This is a genomic window from Blastomonas sp. AAP53, assembly GCF_000331245.1.
Taxonomy (GTDB): Bacteria; Pseudomonadota; Alphaproteobacteria; order Sphingomonadales; family Sphingomonadaceae; genus Blastomonas.
In genome coordinates this window covers 431,425-450,020 of sequence record NZ_ANFZ01000006.1, presented here as the reverse complement: position 1 = coordinate 450,020, position 18,596 = coordinate 431,425, and the positions used below count along the sequence as shown (strand labels likewise).

General features: G+C 62.3%; 24 protein-coding genes. 19 read left to right on the top strand and 5 right to left on the bottom strand.

Features of this window, described 5'->3' with window-relative positions; translation table 11 throughout:
- Positions 1–6: 6 nt before the first annotated feature.
- From fabI to D618_RS0105095, 5 genes are all read left to right on the top strand, one after another.
- Positions 7–813: an enoyl-ACP reductase FabI gene (fabI, locus tag D618_RS0105115; protein WP_026091321.1), complete on the top strand. Its 807-nt coding sequence runs from the start codon at positions 7–9 to the stop codon at positions 811–813.
- An 88-nt stretch (positions 814–901) separates the two neighbouring features.
- A complete protein-coding gene (gene aroC, locus D618_RS0105110; RefSeq protein ID WP_017670418.1) occupies positions 902–1,972 on the top strand; it encodes a chorismate synthase in 1,071 nt (356 codons plus the stop codon).
- A gap of 167 nt (positions 1,973–2,139) precedes the next feature.
- Complete coding sequence (locus D618_RS0105105; protein ID WP_017670417.1) at positions 2,140–3,495, top strand: MFS transporter; 1,356 nt, start codon at positions 2,140–2,142, stop codon at positions 3,493–3,495.
- Positions 3,496–3,538: 43 nt separating this feature from the next.
- On the top strand, positions 3,539–5,323 hold the full coding sequence (locus D618_RS0105100; RefSeq protein ID WP_017670416.1) for an SLC13 family permease: 1,785 nt from the start codon (positions 3,539–3,541) through the stop codon (positions 5,321–5,323).
- A gap of 71 nt (positions 5,324–5,394) precedes the next feature.
- Positions 5,395–6,633: a dicarboxylate/amino acid:cation symporter gene (locus D618_RS0105095; RefSeq protein ID WP_026091319.1), complete on the top strand. Its 1,239-nt coding sequence runs from the start codon at positions 5,395–5,397 to the stop codon at positions 6,631–6,633.
- A 10-nt stretch (positions 6,634–6,643) separates the two neighbouring features.
- Here D618_RS0105095 and D618_RS0105090 read toward each other — a convergent pair whose 3' ends face one another.
- The 3 genes from D618_RS0105090 to D618_RS0105080 form a co-directional block, all read right to left on the bottom strand.
- Positions 6,644–7,078 (bottom strand): hypothetical protein, encoded by a 435-nt coding sequence (locus D618_RS0105090; protein WP_017670414.1) that lies wholly within the window; start codon positions 7,076–7,078, stop codon positions 6,644–6,646.
- Between the two features lie 76 nt (positions 7,079–7,154).
- On the bottom strand, positions 7,155–8,315 hold the full coding sequence (locus tag D618_RS0105085) for a M14-type cytosolic carboxypeptidase (RefSeq protein WP_017670413.1): 1,161 nt from the start codon (positions 8,313–8,315) through the stop codon (positions 7,155–7,157).
- Positions 8,312–8,938 carry a hypothetical protein gene (locus D618_RS0105080; RefSeq protein WP_026091317.1) on the bottom strand — a complete coding sequence of 209 codons (627 nt, stop codon included), beginning with the start codon at positions 8,936–8,938 and terminating at the stop codon, positions 8,312–8,314. The genes D618_RS0105085 and D618_RS0105080 overlap by 4 nt, the downstream gene beginning before the upstream one ends.
- Before the next feature lie 251 nt (positions 8,939–9,189).
- Here D618_RS0105080 and ykgO point away from each other — a divergent pair, with 251 nt between their 5' ends.
- From ykgO to D618_RS19835, 4 genes are all read left to right on the top strand, one after another.
- The gene (ykgO, locus tag D618_RS0105075) at positions 9,190–9,315 is read left to right on the top strand and encodes a type B 50S ribosomal protein L36 (protein WP_003046794.1); all 126 of its coding nucleotides are present in this window, start codon (positions 9,190–9,192) and stop codon (positions 9,313–9,315) included.
- A 105-nt stretch (positions 9,316–9,420) separates the two neighbouring features.
- Positions 9,421–10,050, top strand: a complete 630-nt coding sequence (locus tag D618_RS0105070) for an HAD family phosphatase (RefSeq protein ID WP_017670411.1) — start codon at positions 9,421–9,423, stop codon at positions 10,048–10,050.
- A gap of 25 nt (positions 10,051–10,075) precedes the next feature.
- Entirely contained in the window at positions 10,076–10,342 is a 267-nt protein-coding gene (locus D618_RS17710) for a type II toxin-antitoxin system prevent-host-death family antitoxin (protein WP_017670410.1), read from the top strand.
- 5 nt (positions 10,343–10,347) lie between these two features.
- Positions 10,348–10,521 carry a hypothetical protein gene (locus D618_RS19835; RefSeq protein ID WP_017670409.1) on the top strand — a complete coding sequence of 58 codons (174 nt, stop codon included), beginning with the start codon at positions 10,348–10,350 and terminating at the stop codon, positions 10,519–10,521.
- A gap of 202 nt (positions 10,522–10,723) precedes the next feature.
- Here the strand turns inward: D618_RS19835 and pyk are convergent, their stop codons facing one another.
- Positions 10,724–12,181 carry a pyruvate kinase gene (pyk, locus tag D618_RS0105050; RefSeq protein ID WP_026091316.1) on the bottom strand — a complete coding sequence of 486 codons (1,458 nt, stop codon included), beginning with the start codon at positions 12,179–12,181 and terminating at the stop codon, positions 10,724–10,726.
- Positions 12,182–12,308: 127 nt separating this feature from the next.
- On the opposite strand from pyk, the gene D618_RS0105045 reads away from it, so the two are divergent.
- From D618_RS0105045 to D618_RS0105005, 9 genes are all read left to right on the top strand, one after another.
- Positions 12,309–12,632 carry a DUF1244 domain-containing protein gene (locus D618_RS0105045; protein WP_017670406.1) on the top strand — a complete coding sequence of 108 codons (324 nt, stop codon included), beginning with the start codon at positions 12,309–12,311 and terminating at the stop codon, positions 12,630–12,632.
- A gap of 67 nt (positions 12,633–12,699) precedes the next feature.
- Positions 12,700–12,945, top strand: coding sequence for a DUF2312 domain-containing protein (locus D618_RS0105040; protein WP_017670405.1), 246 nt, complete (start codon positions 12,700–12,702; stop codon positions 12,943–12,945).
- 8 nt (positions 12,946–12,953) lie between these two features.
- A complete protein-coding gene (locus D618_RS0105035; protein ID WP_017670404.1) occupies positions 12,954–13,448 on the top strand; it encodes an arsinothricin resistance N-acetyltransferase ArsN1 family B in 495 nt (164 codons plus the stop codon).
- Between the two features lie 69 nt (positions 13,449–13,517).
- Positions 13,518–14,261 (top strand): YebC/PmpR family DNA-binding transcriptional regulator, encoded by a 744-nt coding sequence (locus tag D618_RS0105030; RefSeq protein ID WP_017670403.1) that lies wholly within the window; start codon positions 13,518–13,520, stop codon positions 14,259–14,261.
- Between the two features lie 45 nt (positions 14,262–14,306).
- Positions 14,307–14,711, top strand: a complete 405-nt coding sequence (locus D618_RS0105025) for a DUF559 domain-containing protein (RefSeq protein ID WP_017670402.1) — start codon at positions 14,307–14,309, stop codon at positions 14,709–14,711.
- The gene (gene ruvC / locus D618_RS0105020) at positions 14,708–15,190 is read left to right on the top strand and encodes a crossover junction endodeoxyribonuclease RuvC (protein ID WP_017670401.1); all 483 of its coding nucleotides are present in this window, start codon (positions 14,708–14,710) and stop codon (positions 15,188–15,190) included. Before D618_RS0105025 ends, ruvC begins: the two co-directional genes overlap by 4 nt.
- 39 nt (positions 15,191–15,229) lie before the next feature.
- Positions 15,230–15,829, top strand: coding sequence for a Holliday junction branch migration protein RuvA (gene ruvA, locus D618_RS0105015; protein WP_017670400.1), 600 nt, complete (start codon positions 15,230–15,232; stop codon positions 15,827–15,829).
- Positions 15,829–16,473: a hypothetical protein gene (locus D618_RS18930; protein WP_017670399.1), complete on the top strand. Its 645-nt coding sequence runs from the start codon at positions 15,829–15,831 to the stop codon at positions 16,471–16,473. Before ruvA ends, D618_RS18930 begins: the two co-directional genes overlap by 1 nt.
- 68 nt (positions 16,474–16,541) lie before the next feature.
- Positions 16,542–16,793, top strand: coding sequence for a type II toxin-antitoxin system ParD family antitoxin (locus D618_RS0105005; RefSeq protein ID WP_017670398.1), 252 nt, complete (start codon positions 16,542–16,544; stop codon positions 16,791–16,793).
- On the opposite strand, the gene D618_RS20015 is transcribed toward D618_RS0105005, so the two are convergent.
- The gene (locus tag D618_RS20015; protein ID WP_017670397.1) at positions 16,762–17,049 is read right to left on the bottom strand and encodes a hypothetical protein; all 288 of its coding nucleotides are present in this window, start codon (positions 17,047–17,049) and stop codon (positions 16,762–16,764) included. The two genes, D618_RS0105005 and D618_RS20015, sit on opposite strands and share 32 nt — an antisense overlap.
- Before the next feature lie 36 nt (positions 17,050–17,085).
- Between D618_RS20015 and ruvB the strand changes: the two genes are divergently transcribed.
- Positions 17,086–18,108, top strand: a complete 1,023-nt coding sequence (gene ruvB / locus D618_RS0104995) for a Holliday junction branch migration DNA helicase RuvB (RefSeq protein WP_017670396.1) — start codon at positions 17,086–17,088, stop codon at positions 18,106–18,108.
- The last annotated feature ends 488 nt before the right edge of the window (positions 18,109–18,596 follow it).

Sequence of the window (18,596 nt, the reverse complement as noted above, 5' to 3'; positions counted from 1 at the left end):
TACGCCATGAACGGATTGATGCAGGGCAAACGTGGCCTGATCATGGGCCTCGCCAACAACAAGTCGCTGGCATGGGGCATCGCGCAGCAGCTGGCCGCCCAGGGCGCAGAGCTGGCCTTCTCGTACCAGGGCGAGGCGCTGGGCAAGCGAGTCATTCCTCTTGCGGCGGAGCTGGGCAGCGATTTCACCTTTGAATGCGACGTTTCGGACATGACCGCGCTCGACAGCGCCTTCGAGACGCTGAGCGCGCGCTGGCCGACGATCGACTTCGTTGTCCATGCCATCGGCTTTTCGGACAAGAACGAGCTGCGCGGCCTGTATGTCGACACCAGCCTCGAAAACTTCCTGATGACGATGAACATCAGCGCCTATTCCTTGGTCGCCGTCGCCAAGCGCGCGCGCGCGATGATGCCCAACGGTGGCTCCATCGTCACCTTGAGCTATTATGGCGCAGAAAAGGTGATCCCGCATTACAACGTCATGGGCGTTGCCAAGGCCGCGCTGGAGACCAGCGTCAAGTATCTCGCCAACGATCTGGGACCGGAAAACATCCGCGTCAACGCGATCTCGGCAGGCCCCATCAAGACGCTCGCCGCCAGTGGCATCGGCGACTTCCGCTACATCCTGAAGTGGAACGAATACAACGCCCCGCTGCGTCGCAACGTGACGATCGAGGACGTCGGCGGCGCGGGCCTGTATCTGTGCTCGCACCTGTCTTCGGGCGTCACCGGCGAAACGCATCATGTCGATGCCGGCTATCATGTCGTCGGCATGAAGCAGGAAGACGCGCCCGACATCGCGCTCGATCAGTAACGCCAAGGTTGCTGGCCGCGCATCTGGACAGCGCGGGCACAATAACGCAAAGCGCCCGCGATACCCTTGCGCCGGAACGGACGACCCCATGAGCTTCAACACATTTGGCCGCGTTTTTCGCTTCACCACCTGGGGAGAAAGCCATGGTCCCGCGCTGGGCGCGGTGGTGGACGGGTGCCCACCGGGGTTGAATCTGAGCGAGGCGGATATCCAGCCGTTTCTCGATGCGCGCCGCCCCGGCACCTCGCGCTTCACCACGCAGCGGCAGGAGCCCGATGCGGTGCGCATCCTGTCAGGTGTGTTCGAGGGGCGCACCACCGGCACCCCGATCAGCCTGATGATCGAGAATGTCGACCAGCGCTCCAAGGACTATAGCGAGGTCGCCAAGGCCTACCGCCCCGGCCATGCCGACTATGCCTATGATGCCAAATACGGCTTTCGCGATTATCGCGGCGGTGGCCGGTCGAGCGCGCGCGAGACCGCAGCGCGCGTGGCGGCAGGCGCGGTGGCGCGGGCCGTGATCCCCGAGGTCACGATCACCGCCTATGTTTGCGAACTGGGCGGCGATTCGATCGATCCGGCCCGGTTCGATGCCGCCGAAATCGCCCGTAACCCGTTCTTCTGCCCCGACCCCGAAGCGGCGAAGCGCTGGGAGGCCAATGTCGATGCTGCGCGCAAGGCGGGCAGCTCGCTCGGCGCAGTGGTGGAATGCGTCGCCACCGGGGTTCCCGCCGGCTGGGGCGCGCCTCTCTATGCCAAGCTCGACAGCGAACTGGCAGCAGCCTGCATGTCGATCAACGCGGTCAAGGGCGTCGAGATTGGCGATGGCTTTTCTGCCGCAAGGCTCACCGGTGAACGCAATGCCGATCCGATGCGGCCAGGCGCTGATGGCTCGCCTGAATTTCTCGCCAATCACGCAGGCGGAATCGCAGGCGGCATCTCGACCGGTCAGCCTGTCGTGGTCCGGGTTGCCTTCAAGCCGACCAGCTCAATCCTGACGCCGGTGGAAACCATCACGCGCGAAGGCGAGGCGAGCGAAATCATCACCAAAGGCCGTCACGACCCGTGCGTGGGCATTCGCGGCACACCGGTGGTGGAAGCCATGGTGGCGCTGGTGCTGGCGGATCAGAAGCTGCTGCACCGCGCTCAGTGCGGCTGACCGCTGCTCTTCAACGGTAAACGCCGCGCGAAGCCGTAGCGGCACTTGACGTAAACGTAACATTTCACCGCGAAGCGATTGCCTCTCACCTGCAACTGTGTCTAGCATGGGCGCAACAGCAGCCGCCTGCCCGCTATGGGTAAAGACGCGGCGCGACAGGAGAGTGAATGACCGTCACGCCCAACCGGGCAGGCGATGCCGCTGTGCCGCCCGCCATGGCCGCATCTGCGCCGCCTGCCGCCACATCAGCTGGCCTGCCCAGCGCCGCCACCCCGCGCGTGATGCTGTGGACGCTGATGATCATCTACATCTTCAACTTTCTCGATCGGCAGATCGTCTCGATCCTGGCCGAACCGATCAAGCGCGAATTCCAGCTGAGCGACACCCAGCTTGGGCTGATGACCGGGCTGGCATTTGCGCTGTTCTACACGTTGCTGGGCATTCCCATCGCACGCTATGCCGACCGCAGCACCACCAACCGCGTGTCACTGATCGCATGGTCGGTGGCGATCTGGTCGGCGATGACGATGGCGTGCGGCGCGGCGAAGACATTCCCGCAACTGTTGCTCGCCCGTGTCGGCGTGGGCGTCGGTGAAGCGGGATGCACGCCCGCAGCCCATTCGCTGATCACCGACAGCGTGCCTGCCGACAAGCGCTCCTCCGCCATTGCCTTTTACGGGCTCGGCATCCCCATCGGATCGCTGCTGGGCATGGTGATCGGCGGCGGGCTGGCCGATGCCTATGGCTGGCGTACGGCGTTCTATGTCGTCGGCATGCCCGGCGTGCTGCTGGCAGTGCTGGTTCCGTTCCTGATGAAGGAGCCGCGCAGGGCCGGTATGGTGCGCGGCGCAGCCCTGCCCAAGGCCAAGCACCAGGTTCCGGTCGGCGAGGCTCTGCGCGAACTGGCGTCGTCGCGATGCTTCGTCTTTCTGTGCATTGCAGGCGGACTGATCGCCTTCCTGTCTTATGGCAAGGGCGTGTGGGTGGCGGTGCTGTTCATCCGCAATTTCGGGCTGACCCCTGGCGAAACGGGCCTCTACCTTGGTGTCACCCTTGGCATCTCGAGCATGATCGGCACCTGGGGCGGCGGCAAGCTGGCCGACCATTTCGGCAAGATTGATCGCAAGCATCTGCTGACCGGTCCGGCTCTTGCCATTGCGCTGGCGGCGCCGATCCTGTTCCTCGCCTATTCGGCCACAGACTGGCGCGTCGCGCTGGCCCTGCTGGTGTTGCCCACCGCGATGAACATCATGTATTACGGCCCGGTCTACGCCTGCGTTCAGGGGCTCGTCCGCCCGGAACTGCGCGCGGTGGCGGCCTCCGTGATGCTGTTTTCGCAGAACCTCATCGGGCTGGGCCTGGGTCCGCTACTGTTCGGCATGATGTCCGATGCGTTCCGGCCGATCGCGGGTGAAGACAGCGTTCGATGGGTGCTTTATGGTGCCGCATGGCTGGGCCTGATCCCAGCTTTTCTGTTCTGGCGCGCCAGTTTGCGGCTGACACGGGAACTGAAGAGCGGGTAAGGCATATTGCGTGATTGCATGTTAACGGGGGGCCAGGCAGCCTATGGACGAGATCCGGCTGTTCATTGAAACCTGGCAGGCCCCGATCGGGCTTGTCATTCTGGCGCTGATGTTCGTCGGTTTCATCATGGAGCGGTTCCCGGCGGCGGTCATCGCCATATTGGGGGCATGTTCTTTCCTGTTCCTGGGCGTCATCGATTCCAAGCAGCTGTTCTCGGTCTTCTCGAACAGCGCGCCGATCACCATCGGGGCGATGTTCATCCTGTCCGGTGCGCTGTTGCGGACCGGCACGATAGACGCGATCGCAGGGGCTATCATCAGCCGCGCCGCCCACCATCCCAGGCTGGCCGTGGCTGAAATGTTCCTGGGGGTCTATGTTGCCTCCGCCTTCATGAACAACACGCCCGTTGTTGTTGTCATGATCCCCATCATCATCCGTCTTGCTCAGGCCACTGGCTATTCAGCCAAGAAGCTGCTGATTCCGCTCAGCTTCGTCTGCATTCTGGGCGGCACCACCACGCTGATCGGCACGTCAACGAACCTCATCGTCGATTCGGTTGCGCGCAACAACGGCCTGCCCGCTTTCGGCATCTTCGATATCACGCCTTACGGCCTGGTCGCGGGCGTTGCCGGCATGATCATGCTCGCGACGTTCAGCAGCTGGCTGCTGCCCAAGGACGACAAGGACATGGGCGGCGGAAGCGCCAGCGACGAGCTTTTCCTCACCGAACTGACCATCCGCAACGCCTCGGCCCTGCGGGGCAAGACACTGGGCGAAACCCCGATCGGCAAACGGTCGAAAATCCTTGTCACGGCGGTGAAACGCGACGGACGCTATATCCGTCACAATCTCTCGACAGAGATTTTGCAGGCCGACGACGTGGTTGTCATCCGCACCGATCTGCCTGAACTGATGTCGCTGCGCAAAAGCGCGGATTTCAAGGTCGGCATCGTGCGCAAGGGCGATGTCGGCGCGATGGGCGAAGTGGTGGTCGAGGCGATGGTCGCCCCCAGCCATCCCAGCATCGGCAACCGGCTTTACGATATTCCGTTCCTCTCGCAGCTCAACGTCCGCATCCTGGGCCTCAGCCGCTATCGCAACCTGCCGCGTTCGGACCTGCCCAACGCCAAGATACATGCCGCGGACAAGCTGGTCGTCACAGGATCGAAGGCCGACATTGCGCGGATGTACGAGAACCCGAACCTTTTCGGCATCACCAGCACCAATGCCCGTGCCTTCCGCCGCGACAAGGCCCCGCTCGCCATCGGCGCGCTGGCAGCCGTCGTCATCCTCTCTGCGCTCAATGTCCTGGCGATCGAGGTGGCGGCGATCCTCGCGGTCGGCTTCATTCTGATCGCGCGATGCATTGATGCCGAAGAGGCCTGGGGTTCGATTGACGGCAACGTGCTGGTGCTGATCTTCGGAATGCTCGCGGTGGGTCTGGGGCTCGAGCAGGCCGGCAGCGTCAACATCGTCGTTGCGGCCCTTGCCCCCTTCCTCACCGAAGCGCCGATCTGGGCCGTGGTGTTTGCGGTCTATGTCATCTCGGTGCTGCTGACGGAGATCATCACCAACAATGCGGTGGCCATTCTGGTGACGCCGATCGTCATCAAGCTCGGCACGGATCTGGGCATCGACCCGCGCCCGCTGGTCATTGCCGTGATGTTCGCCGCATCGGCGAGCTTTGCCACCCCTATCGGCTACCAGACCAACACCTTGGTCTATGCGGCGGGCAATTATCGATTCACCGACTTCTTCAAGGCCGGCATTCCGCTGACCATCGGGGTTGGCCTGGCCACCTGCTTTGCGATCATCATGCTGAGCTGAAAAACGGCAAATTCGTCCCGCTCGGGAAACCGTCTCCCGTCCTGGCGCGTACTGATCGCGTCAGGGGAAGCATAGTGGGTTTCTGGTTCCGTATTCCGCTTTGGCAGCGCGTCATAGCGGCCTTGATCCTGGGGATCATCACCGGCCTTGTGTGGGGCGAAGGCGCTGTCGCGATCAAATGGATCGGCGATCTGTTCATTCGCGCGATCAAGATGCTGGTCGTTCCACTGATCTTCTTTTCGCTGGTCTCCGGTGTCGCCTCGATCGGCGATGTCCGCAAGCTGGGGTCGGTTGGTGGCCGGGCGATGCTGCTGTTCCTGATCACGGGGCAGCTTTCCGTGATCCTCGGCCTTACCATGGCAACCCTCATCCAGCCGGGTCTGGGCGTCGATGCAAGTCTGGCCGGGGTCAGCGAAACACCTGCACCGCCCACGACGTCCGCCACCGATATGATACTGAACCTGGTGCCGGAAAACGTGGTTCAAGCCATGGCGACCATGGATGTCCTGCCCCTGATCGTTTTCTCGCTGCTGCTGGGCATCGGTATCCTGATGGCCGAAAAGGCAGGCGAGCCGGTCGCGAAGATCTTCGATTCCGGCGCGGTCATCATGCAGAAGATAACCATATTGGTGATGGAACTGACACCCTTCGGCGTGTTTGCCCTGATGGCCTGGGTCGCCGGAACCTTCGGCTTCGAAGGGCTCATACCCCTCGCCAAGCTGGTCGCGCTGAACTACGTCGGCTGCGCGATCATCATCCTGGTGATGTACTCGGCGATGATCAAGTTCATCGCCAGGCTGCCCGTCATCGATTTTTTCCGGGGCATGATCGATGCCATAGCGGTCAGCTATTCGACAGCATCATCCAACGCGACGCTTCCCGTTACATTGCGCTGCACCGAACGCAATCTGGGTGTGTCGCCCAGCGTGTCGAGCTTTGTCGTTTCGCTTGGTGCCACAATCAACATGAACGGCACGGCGATGTACCTGGGCCTGGCCACCCTGTTCGGCGCCCAGATCTTCGGCGTGGACCTGAGCTGGGGTGATTACGCGATGATCGCGGTGACCTCTACGCTGGGTGCAGTGGGGGCCGCCGGTATTCCGGGGGCGGGCCTGATCATGATGGCTCTGGTTTTCGGCTCGGTGGGGGTTCCGCTGGAGACGATTGCGCTGGTCGCAGGCGTCGACAGGATCATGGACATGATCCGCACCACGACGAACGTTGCCGGTGATGCCGCCATCGCCGTCACCGTCGCTGCGATGACCGGCGAACTCGACCGCGTGGAAATGATTTCAGACGATGATGTCTGAACGATGAGCGTCAGCCGCCCTTGGTTTGCTTGATCAGCTTCACCGGGGTAAACTCGCCCAGCCCGCAGCTGGCGCCGCGATTGAAACCGCCACCGACATTCTGCAACACGGTGATGATATCGACGTTGCACAGCTGGGTCAGCGATGTGGAATAGGTGAACGCGCGGTCGAAGCCCAGTGAACCGCACTGCTGCGGCAGTTCATTGCGATAGACCCTGCCGCCCGACATGACGAAATCGATCGTGCGGTCGTCGCGAACCTCGCTGCTGCGGATCTGCGACAGGTTGATGCAGCTCACCGGCTCGCCCACCACCTCGGCGGGGGGAACGCGTGACTTTTTGGCGGCGGGCGCATCGCCTTGGGCCAAAGCCAGCGGCTGCAGCGCAAACAGCGCAGCACCCGTGGCGAACAGCCCAGCGGCAATCAGGCGACGGTTGGCAGGCATGGCGATTCCTTTCCGATCCTCATAGTGCCGGGATAGTGCGCCATGCGGCCTTGCATGTCGATGAATGGTGGGCAGGTCAGCCCGCGATCATCTCTGCCAGCACTGCCAGGCAATCATGCGCCAGCAGCTTCGACCGCTCCGGGCTCCACCCCTGTTCGGCGCAGGGCAGGTCGTCATTGTCCTTGAACGGCATTTCCAGCGTCATCGCCACGCAGCCGTGCGATGGGCCGAAACGTTCAGCGAGCTGGTTGGTCGACATCGACAGGTTGGCCCGGCCCGCTGCAGCCCGCGGATAGCCCTTGGCTGTCTGGAAATCGGGCGTCCGCGCAGCCAGAAGGTCGCGATACCGGTCATAGCGTTCGCCCTGATCGGTGGTCCATGACGGGATGCCGTCGAAACCGGCGATGAACACATGCGGGATGGCTTCATCACCATGAACATCCATCGCCCAATGGACACCCGTCGCGTCCATCGCATTGCGCACGCACAGCACTTCGGGGCTGCGCTCTGCGCTGGGCTCATGCCATTCGCGATTGAGGTTCACGCCTGCCACATTGGTCCGCAGATGGCCCCGGCACGATCCATCCGGGTTCATGTTGGGCACGATGTGCAGCGTGCATTGGCTGCGCAGCAATCGTGCGTGCGGATCGGCGGGATCGGTCAGCTTTTCCAGCGCGCCCTCCATCCACCATTCGGCCATGCTCTCGCCAGGGTGCTGACGGGCATACAGCCAGACCTGGATCGGCCCCTCCCCCATTTCCAGACAATCGATCGGCTGGCCCTCGATGCTCTGGCCCAGTTCGTGATGGCGCACGCCCGCGCGGCTGGCCATCTCGGCGACCAGGTCATGATGGCGTTCCATCGAATAGGGGGCGAAATAGGCAAACCATGCGACACCGCTGCCCATCTGGTGACGGATGGTCAGCGCGCCCTTGTCGGCGTCATAAGAGGTTTCTGCCCGCCCCCAGAAGTCGCGATCTTCGCTGATACACGCGCGATAGCCAGGCCAGCCCCCGGGATAGGCTGACTGGTCCAGCCCGGTGATCACCAGTTCAAGTTCTTCGCCGGGCTGTGCAGCCACGCGGAAGTGGAACCATTGAAAGAAATCCGACTCGCGGTCCTTGCGAATCGCGAGCTCTGCACGCCATCCGCCAGAGGGCGATGGGTTCAGCGACTGGACGGTGATGTTGCCGGAATCGAAGGCTGCGGTGATGCTGGGGCGTTGCTCATGTGTCATGGCACGCTGATAGTCGCTCCGGACTCACCGGGAAAGCCGGTAAACAACCCCTCGGCAAGTTTCGCCGCATTCAGCTGGGTCTCGGCCATCGGCGATCCGGCCTTGGCCTCGACGCTGGCGCGGCCTTCCCACAACACCGTGCCATCGCCGGCGCGGATGTTTGCAAACATCTCAGTGGCAATCATGTCCTTGGGCCGTCCCCCCAGATTGATGCCGATGCCGACCCCGAGGCCCGATCCGAACCCGCCGGTACCCCCGCCAACTCCGACCGACACCGGGTTGCGGCCTTCCACCGCTGGCGACAGGACCGACCGTTCTATGCGGACAGTGGCAGTCTGGAGATTCGCGCCATCACGCGCGCCGACAGGCAGCACCTGATATCCGATGCGTTCCAGTTCGCGTTCGACGGCTGTGGCATAGCTGCGGTATTCCAGCGCGCTGCTGTCCATCCCCTCGCCGGCGACCACGCGAATCGATCCACGTCCCAGTTCCCCTGCACGATCAGGCGACACGAAGCGGACAGCTTCGACCGGCCCGGCAGGCGATACACAAGCGCCCGCCAGCACCGTCAGCGCGAGCACGCCGCCGACCGCTACCTGACCGAAGATACGTGGTAACCCCATGATGCTCGCGCCCTTTCTGATGCCACGCGCCGGTGCCCGTGCTATGCCTGCCTAACGCAATTGGCGATGAACCGGCAATGAAGCATAGAAAAATCGCGTGCTGCCACGGCTCGCGTGCTTGACTTTGGATGGTCGCCCACGTATCCGCGCCGCTTTCCGGCATGGTTGATCCGGCCCGGCAAACGCTAAGAATCAGCGGTTGCCGCCAGACTCCATGACGCTGCATCGCTTCAATCAAGGGCCCGAATGTCATGAAGATTCGCAATTCGCTGAAGTCGCTCAAGGATCGCCATCGCGATAACCGCGTAATCCGTCGTCGTGGCCGCACCTATGTGATCAACAAGACCAACCGTCGCTTCAAGGCCCGCCAGGGCTGATCCGCTTGCCGCGCCCGCAAGGCGCGTCGAGGTTCAGGATGGAAGTGCATGAAAGGCTCCGGAGGCTCCGGGGCCTTTTGCTTGCGTGCGTGAGGGGAAAACACCGTGCCGGAACCTGTTGAGGCGATTATCTTCGACGTCGGCAATGTCCTCTATCAATGGGATATCCGGCATCTCTATGCGCGGCTGATCGACGATCCGGCTGAGCTGGACCACTTCGTGACGCATATCGTCACGCCCGAATGGCATTTCCAGCACGATGCGGGTCGCCCGTTGGCGGAGATGGTCGAGGAACTAGCCGCCCAATACCCCGAGCATAGCGCGCTGATTGCGCACTATGTTCCGCGCTGGCTGGAGACGATCCCCGGACCAGTGCCCGGCATGATCGATCTGGCTGAACAGCTCGCGCTGCTGGGCTACCCGCTGTTCGGCATCACCAATTTCGGCGTGGAATTCTGGGACATGTTTCGCCCCACCGCTCCCATATTCGACCTGTTCCGCGACATCGTGGTTTCTGGCGCGGAAAAGTTGGTGAAGCCCGATCCTGCGATCTACCATCTGGCGATCGACCGCTTCGGCATCGATCCTGCGCGGACGCTGTTCATCGACGATCGTACGGACAACGTGGAAAGCGCCATTGCCTGCGGATTGCAGGGGCATGTGTTCCGCGACTTTGAAACGCTGCACACCGACCTTATGGCGCGCGGTGTGATCGAGATTGTGACTACTGCCTGACCGCAGCTTGTGGTAATTTCCACCCATGGAAATGTCGATCCGCGAAGCCAAGGCCCGATTTTCGGAAGCCATCGCTGCCGTGATGCGGGGCGAAAAGGTCGTGATAACCGACGATGGAACGCCGGTTGAGGAAATGAACCCTCCGCAGTTCGTCAAACGTCCAATCAACTGGGCTGCAGGCGAAGCCTATCGCAAGGAAGACGGGCTGGACAAACTGGAAGGCCAAGACCTCTGGCCGCCCGAATTCGATGATCCGGCATTCAGCCGAAAGGTCTTGGGCCTGGAAGATTGAAAGTCTTGCTCGACACGCATTTCGTGATCTGGCTGGCAACCAACCAGTCCACCATTGCGACGCACGAATGGCACGCGCTCAACAATCCATTCCACAACGTGGTCGCCTCTGCTGTGTCGATCTGGGAAATTCGGATCAAATGGAACGCGATTCGTGTGTCGGGTGAACGCAAGGGTTAATCGATCCGATCGCGGCGGCCAGCTATCCGCGATCCATTGACTTAGAGACTCTTCCACTCGACGCCGAAACCGCCGCGACGCCGCTCATCGTCCCGCTCACCCACAAGGATCCGTTTGACGAGCTGCTGCTGGTCCAGGCCCAGCAGTCCGGAGCGCGGTTGTTGACGCGCGACCGGGCCCTGCTGGACCACCCATTGGCCTATCAGTCGTTATAGCCCTTCAGTTCCTCGCCGGTCAGCGTGACGATATGGAGCACGTTGGTCGACCCGGGCGTGCCGAACGGAACCCCTGCCAGCGCGATGATCCGGCCACCGGCATCGCCAAAGCCATGGCGCAGCGCCATGCGCTTGCCCTTGCCGATCATTTCCTCGAAGCTACCGATATCGCGGGTCACCACAGGATAGGCGCCCCAGAGCAGCCCCACCCGCCGTGCGGTCTCGCGTGACGGGGTGAGCACCATCACCGGTACCGATGGCCGCTCGCGCGACACGCGCCGTGCCGTCGACCCTGACAGGGTGAAGCACACGATCGCGCTGACACGCACGGTGTTGGCAATCTCACTGCAGGCCGCCGACAGCGCATCGGCGGTCGTCGCATCGGGCAGCGTTTCGATGAAATGGACGCGCGCACTGTAACCCGGATCGCTTTCGACCTGGGTGGCGATACGGTCCATCATGCCCACGGCCAGTTCGGGCCATTCGCCCGCGGCCGTTTCGGCTGACAGCATCACTGCGTCAGCACCATCATAGACGGCATTGGCGACGTCCGACACTTCTGCGCGGGTTGGCGACGGGCTGGTGATCATCGATTCGAGCATCTGCGTAGCCACGACTACGGGCTTGCCGGACCGGCGCGCGGTTTCGACGATGCGCTTCTGCATCACCGGCACCTCTTCGGGCGCCATTTCCACGCCCAAATCCCCGCGCGCGACCATCACCGCATCGGACATTTCGATGATCGCGTCGAGCGAGGCGAGCGCGGCAGGCTTTTCGATCTTGGCGATCAACGCGGCACGCCCGCCGATCAGGCTGCGCGCTTCGGCCACATCATCGGGGCGCTGCACGAAGCTGAGCGCAATCCAGTCCGCCCCCATTTCGAGCGCAAACGCAAGGTCGCGCCGATCCTTTTCGGTCAGCGCGGCCATCGGCACCAAGCTGTCGGGCACGTTCACGCCCTTGCGGTCGGAAATGAACCCGCCGACTTCGACCGAGCACAATATCTCGGCATCGCCCGGGCGCAGCACCCGCAGCACCATCTTGCCATCGTCGATCAACAGTCGCTGGCCCTTGTCGAGCGCGGCAAAGATCTCCTTGTGCGGCAGATAAGCGCGCTGGTCGTCGCCGGGTTCGGGGTTCGAATCGAGCGTGAAATGCTGGCCGTGCTTGAGGAAGGCCTTGCCCTCCTTGAAGGTACCGACGCGCAGCTTGGGACCCTGAAGATCGCACAGGATCGTGATCGGCCGCTGCAGCCGCGTCTCGATCTGACGGATCGCGTTGATCGTGGCGGCATGGGTGGCATGCTCGCCATGGCTCATGTTGACGCGGAAGGCATCGGCTCCGGCGCGAAACAGCTTCTCGATCATCTCGGGGCTGTTGCTTGCCGGGCCCAAGGTTGCCAAAATCTTGACCTTGCGGCTGCGCTTGGCGATAGTCTTACTCACATCTTTCCCCTGGTCTGGCCAATCTGGATTTCCGATCGCCGTCAACGCTTGCAAATCGTAACGGCATGGTAGCGCGTTGCTTAGGCCAGACCGTCTTCAATCGCAAAACCGTTGTGGAAAAATTTATATGACAGATGCCATCCCTGCCCCACCGACCGAAGTCGATATCCCCGACGAGGTTGCCGCTGCTGCCTTCCGCCGACTGGTTGCGCATCTGCGCCACCGTCACGATGCCGAGAATATCGACCTGATGGGGCTTGCCGGCTTCTGCCGCAACTGCCTGGCCGACTGGGTGCAGGACGCTGGCGGTGCGCCCGACCGCGAAAGCGCCCGGGAGCTGATCTACGGGATGGACTTTGCCACCTGGAAAAGCCGCTATCAGGGCGAGGCCAGCGCAGAACAGCTCGCCCGGATGAAGGAAAGCGTGGCGAAGAACGCCGACCACCCTTAAGGGGGCGATCCACCATTTTCGCGTCGGGAGATTCGCCCGGCGCCCCATCCGAAATGAAAGACAGATCATGAGCGAACCCATCATGTCGGCCGACGACCAGCTGCGCCTTTTCATCGAGCGCATCGAGCGGCTGGAAGAAGAGCGCAAGGGCGTCGCAGACGACATCCGCGACACCTATAACGAAGCCAAGTCGCAGGGCTATGACGCCAAGATCATGCGCCAGATCGTGCGCCTGCGCAAAATGGAGCCGCACGACCGGCAGGAAATGGAAGCCATCCTGGATACCTACAAGGCTGCATTGGGCCTGGGCTGATCGCGGCCATGGCGGCGATCCGCATCCGCGACGGGCAGCCCCGTGACGGAGAGGCCCTCGCCGCCATCTACGCGCCCTTCGTCGAGCAGAGCTGGGTCAGCTTCGAGACCGAAGCCCCCAGCGCCGACGAAATGGCGCGCCGCATCACAGACTATGGCGCATCGCACGCCTGGCTGGTGGCCGAGTGCGATGGCGAGATCGCAGGCTATGCCTATGCCAGCCCCCACCGCGTGCGCGCTGCCTATGCCACCTCTGCCGATATCGCGATCTACATCGCCCCGCATGCGCAAGGCCAGGGCCTGGGCCGCGCGCTCTACACCGCCCTGTTCGATCGGCTGAGGGCAAAATCCATCCACGCGGTATTCGCCGGAATCGCCCTGCCCAACCCCGCCAGCATCGCGCTGCACGAGTCGATGGGCATGGTGCCGGTGGGCATCTATCGCGAGGTGGGATGGAAGCTGGACGGCTGGCGCGATGTCGGTTGGTGGCAGCGGTTGCTATAAGCCGCCCCGCTGGTGTAAAGGCGCGCACCAGCATTCGCATCCACTCAAGCATACAGGCAGAGATCCGCCATGGCAGGCCATAGCAAATTCAAGAACATCATGCATCGCAAGGGCGCGCAGGATAAAAAGCGTTCGGCGATGTTTTCCAAGCTCAGCCGCGAAATCACCGTGGCCGCCAAGATGGGCATGCCTGATCCCGACATGAACCCGCGTCTGCGTCTGGCCGTCAACGCCGCCAAGGCGCAGTCGATGCCCAAGGACAATATCCAGCGCGCGATCGACAAGGCCTCTGCTGCCGGCGGCGAAGACTATGAAGAAATCCGCTACGAAGGATATGGCCCGGGCGGCATCGCGCTGATCGTCGAGGCGCTGACCGACAACCGCAACCGCACCGCCACCAACGTGCGCACCGCGTTCAGCAAGAACGGCGGCAACCTGGGCGCATCTGGCGCGGTGAGCCACGGCTTCGACCGCATGGGCCTCATCACCTATCCCGCCAGCGCAGGCGATGAGGAAAAGGTGCTCGAGGCCGCGATGGAAGCGGGCGCGGAAGACATCGAAACGACCGAAGACGGCCACGACATCTGGACCAACATGGAAGACCTGCACGCCGTTGCTGGTGAGCTCGAAAAGGCGCTCGGCGAAGCCGAGAGCGTCAAGCTCGCCTGGCGTCCGCAGGTCAAGGTCGATGTCGCCGAAGCCGATGCGCAGACGCTGTTCAAGCTGATCGACGCACTCGACGACGACGATGACGTTCAGACCGTGTGGGGCAATTACGAAGTGTCCGACGAGGTGATGGAGAAGCTGGGATAACTCGAACAAAGCCCCTCCCCTTCAGGGGAGGGGTTGGGGTGGGGAATGGACAACGACCTTCGATTGTCTCTGTTCGCAAAGGAATTGCGCAACAATCCTACACCCTTTGAAATCATTCTTTGGAAATATCTCAAGAGTTCGCAACTGGGCGGCTACAAGTTTCGGCGGCAATCGGTGATTGGGCCATTCATCTGCGATTTTCTGTGCCCGTCCAAAGCCCTGATTGTCGAGGTGGACGGCGACACGCACGATGCTGCGCGAGACGCAAAACGCGATGCCGCTCTGGCGGAATTTGGATATTTCACCATGCGGTTTACGAACTATGAGGTTGGCCAAAGTCTTGAAGGGGTCTTGGAATTGATCCTGGAAAAACTGGAGAGCCTGCCTGATCGTTGGCCTGGCAAGTCACTCCCCCACCCCAACCCCTCCCCTGAAGGGGAGGGGCTTTGATCATCCTTGGCATCGACCCTGGCCTGGGCACCACCGGCTGGGGTGTGATCCGCTCCGTCGGCAATCGGCTCAGCCATATCGCCAACGGCCAGATCAAGACCAATGCCAAGGCTGCGCTGCCTTCGCGGCTGCTCGAGCTTGACACCGCGCTGGCGGCGATCATCACCGACTACCAGCCAGACAGCGCCGCGATCGAGGAAATCTACGTCAACAAGAACCCGCAATCGACGCTGAAGCTCGTTCAGGCGCGCGGGGGCCTGATACTGGGGCTGGCACGCGCAGGCCTGAGCGTCGGCGAATATGCCCCGCGGCTGATCAAGAAGGCCATAGTCGGCACCGGTGCTGCCGAGAAGGCGCAGATCGATGCGATGGTGCAGAGGCTGCTGCCCGGCGTGCAGATCGCCGGGCCCGATGCGGCCGATGCGCTCGCGGTGGCGATCACGCATGCACATCTGGCGGGGCATGAGAAACTGCGCTAACCCCCTGCTCTCCCCCAGCGGGAAAGAGAAGCAGGAAACATGATCGCCAAGCTCACCGGAATACTCGACAGCATGGGGCATGATCACGCGGTGATCGATGTCGGCGGCGTCGGCTATCTGGTGTTCGCCTCGTCGCGCACGCTGACCAACCTGGGCGGCAAGGGCGAGAAGGTCGTGCTGCACACCGAAATGCAGGTGAGCGAAACCGACATGCGGCTGATCGGCTTTGCCTCGGCCAGCGAGCGCGACGGGTTCCGCCTGCTCACCGGCGTTCAGGGCGTGGGGTCCAAGGTAGCGCTCGCCATCCTCTCCGCCCTCACCCCCGAAGAACTGGCCCGCGCCGTGGCACAAGGCGACAAGGCGATGATCGCGCGCTCGCAGGGCGTGGGGCCGAAACTGGCGCTGCGCATCGTCAACGAGCTCAAGGACAAGATGGGCGCGATAGCCCTCGGCCCGGCGGGTATCGGCATCCCCGCGCTGGTTGGCAACCACGCCGCCGACGCGGTCTCCGCGCTGCAGAACCTGGGCTTCAAACCCGCCGACGCGGCCCGCGCGGTGGCCGGCGCAGAAGAGGATCTGGGCGACGGCGCAAGCCTCGACGCTTTGGTCCGTCTGGCGCTGAAGAAGGCAGCGCGGTGATGGTTGGCAAGCTGTGGCTGCTCACCTTTAGCCTAGGCTTGGGTGCGGTCTTAGCAACGCCTGCCTCCGCATGCTCATCGCCAGCGGCCTACCGTTCGGTTGTGGCGAACCAGGCTCCTGAACATGTCCCCGGCGGCGCCGTCGTACTGAAGGTTAGGGTGGATAAGGCTCTGCACTCGGCTGCGAAGCAGGAGATACAAGGCCTCCGAGCAACGACTTTAGAAGCCGTGCGCGGTATTCCCGTCGGCAGCACAATCGAGATCAAATTGAGGCTTACCTCAATGTGCGATACCTGGGTCGAGATGTGGTCAGACGATCACAACTCAGAAGATGGCGTGCTGACGGGATTCATCACAGGCAATGCTAGTCGGCAGCCGACCAAGACTTTCTCTTTCACGCCCTTGCTGTTCCAGCGAGCCGAAGACAGGGATTGGAACAAAGGGCCGGAGTCGTTGTCCCGTGGTTTGGTCGCGCGCGGCACCCCAAGGCCCTTGGACCACAATGCAAAATGGGTCCCATTCAAGATTGATGCTGAGGCCTTGGCGCGCAATTTGGATGAAACCAATGCTGCGATCAGACGGAATCTCGATGACATGGAGACAAGAAGGCAGACGCCACCGTCTGGCCTTCCCCCGCAGCATTAAACAATCCATAGCGGCGCGGTGAAGCGCCACCGCTGGACTTGATCCGGTGATCGTCTATAATTTCGCCCATGACGGATATGACCATCTCGGTATCGCCTGACCTGAAGCAGTGGATCGACGAGCGCGTTGCGCTGGGCCAGTACGCCGATGCAGCCGACTATGTGCGTGACCTGCTTCGCCGGGATCAAGAGCAGTCGGAAGGCGAAGCTGAATGGCTCAAGGCAATGATCGACGAGGGGCACGCCTCAGGGCGGTTGAGTCAGAATCCCAAGGACGTGCTGCGGGAAATCATGACTGAGTACCCCGCAAATCGTGGCTGAACTGGATATCAGCCCAGAGGCGCGGCAGGACCTGGTTGAAATTCGTCTCTTCAGTCTTGAACACTTCGGTCCTGACACAGCCGATGCGTATTTTCTGGGTTTTGACCACGCTTTCGATCGCCTCGCACAGCACCCCCATGTAGGCGTACCCAAGCCCGAGCTTGGCACCGGCGTTCGCTGCCTGGTGCATCGTCGGCATCGAATATTCTATATCATTGAAGGTGGTGTCGTGGTTATCGTCCGCGTCATCCACCACGCCCCCGCGACCTCAATTCCGCGTTGAAAAGCTGATATGACCACAGACCGCCTGCTCACCCCGGACCGCATCCCCGAAGATCAGGATGCCGCGCTGCGCCCCAAGACGCTGGCTGAGTTTATCGGCCAGGCGGCGGCGCGCGATAACCTGCGCGTGTTTATCGAGGCCGCGCGTGGCCGGTCCGAGGCGCTCGACCATGTGCTGCTGTTCGGCCCGCCCGGTCTTGGCAAGACGACGCTGGCGCAGATCATCGCGCGCGAGATGGGCGTGGGCTTTCGCGCGACGTCGGGCCCGGTGATCGCAAAATCGGGCGACCTTGCCGCGCTGCTCACCAATCTCGAAGAAGGCGATGTGCTGTTCATCGACGAGATCCACCGGCTCAATCCGGTGGTCGAGGAGGTGCTCTACCCCGCGATGGAAGACCGCGCGCTCGATCTGATCATCGGCGAAGGCCCGAGCGCGCGCAGCGTGCGGATCGACCTGCCCGCGTTCACATTGATCGGTGCGACGACGCGCCAGGGGTTGCTGACGACGCCGTTGCGCGACCGGTTCGGCATTCCGGTGCGGCTCAATTTCTATACGGTCGCTGAGTTGGAAGCGGTCGTCACCCGCGCCGCGCGCCTGCTCGGGCTAGGCATCGCCGCCGATGGCGCCACCGAGATTGCGCGGCGCGCACGCGGCACTCCCCGTGTGGCTGGACGGCTGCTGCGCCGGGTGCGCGATTTCGCCAATGTTGCAGGACAACCCACCGTCGACGCGCTCGCAGCAGACGCCGCACTCACCCGGCTGGAGGTCGACAAGCTGGGGCTGGACGCCATGGACCGGCGCTATCTGATGATGATCGCGGATATCTATCGCGGCGGGCCGGTGGGCGTGGAAACGCTGGCCGCCGGCTTGTCGGAGCCGCGCGACACCATCGAGGACGTGATCGAGCCGTATCTGATCCAGCTGGGCCTCATCGCCCGCACCGCACGCGGTCGCTGCCTGAATGCGCGCGGATGGAAGCATCTGGGCCTCAACCCACCCGAAGGGGCACAGGAAGGGCTGTTCGACCTGTGACGGCCTGTTGTCAGGCGCCTTCGCCGATCTAGGGGATTTCACCTAGCGCCTGCCAAGGCTGCAGAGAAGGCAGCGTCCTTCGATCGAGGCGCGAAGTCATAAAAAAAGCGAGCGGATCCAAAGATCCACCCGCCAATTCAATACCAATACATGTTCTGAAAAGCAAATAAACCGGCAAGACAGCTGTTAGCTACCACTGGTCGATTGAGCACGCATGTTGGTAATAAGGTCATCTGTAACCCGGTTACCTTCACGCGCAGTGGCCTCCCACTCCCGATTGGTCAGACATATTTTCCGGAATTTTGCCCGCGAACCCAAAATGGGTTCTCGGCGACATTTCACGTAGTCAGGATCATTCTTGTCCAAAACCGCGTTAGATGTGGCCTTCGCCTCTACCTTGGCTGCCTTTTGGTCCTGAGCCATCGCGGGCGAGAACAAAGAGACAGACAAGAGGCTGGCGAGGAGAATTTTCGAGTGGTTGGGCATAT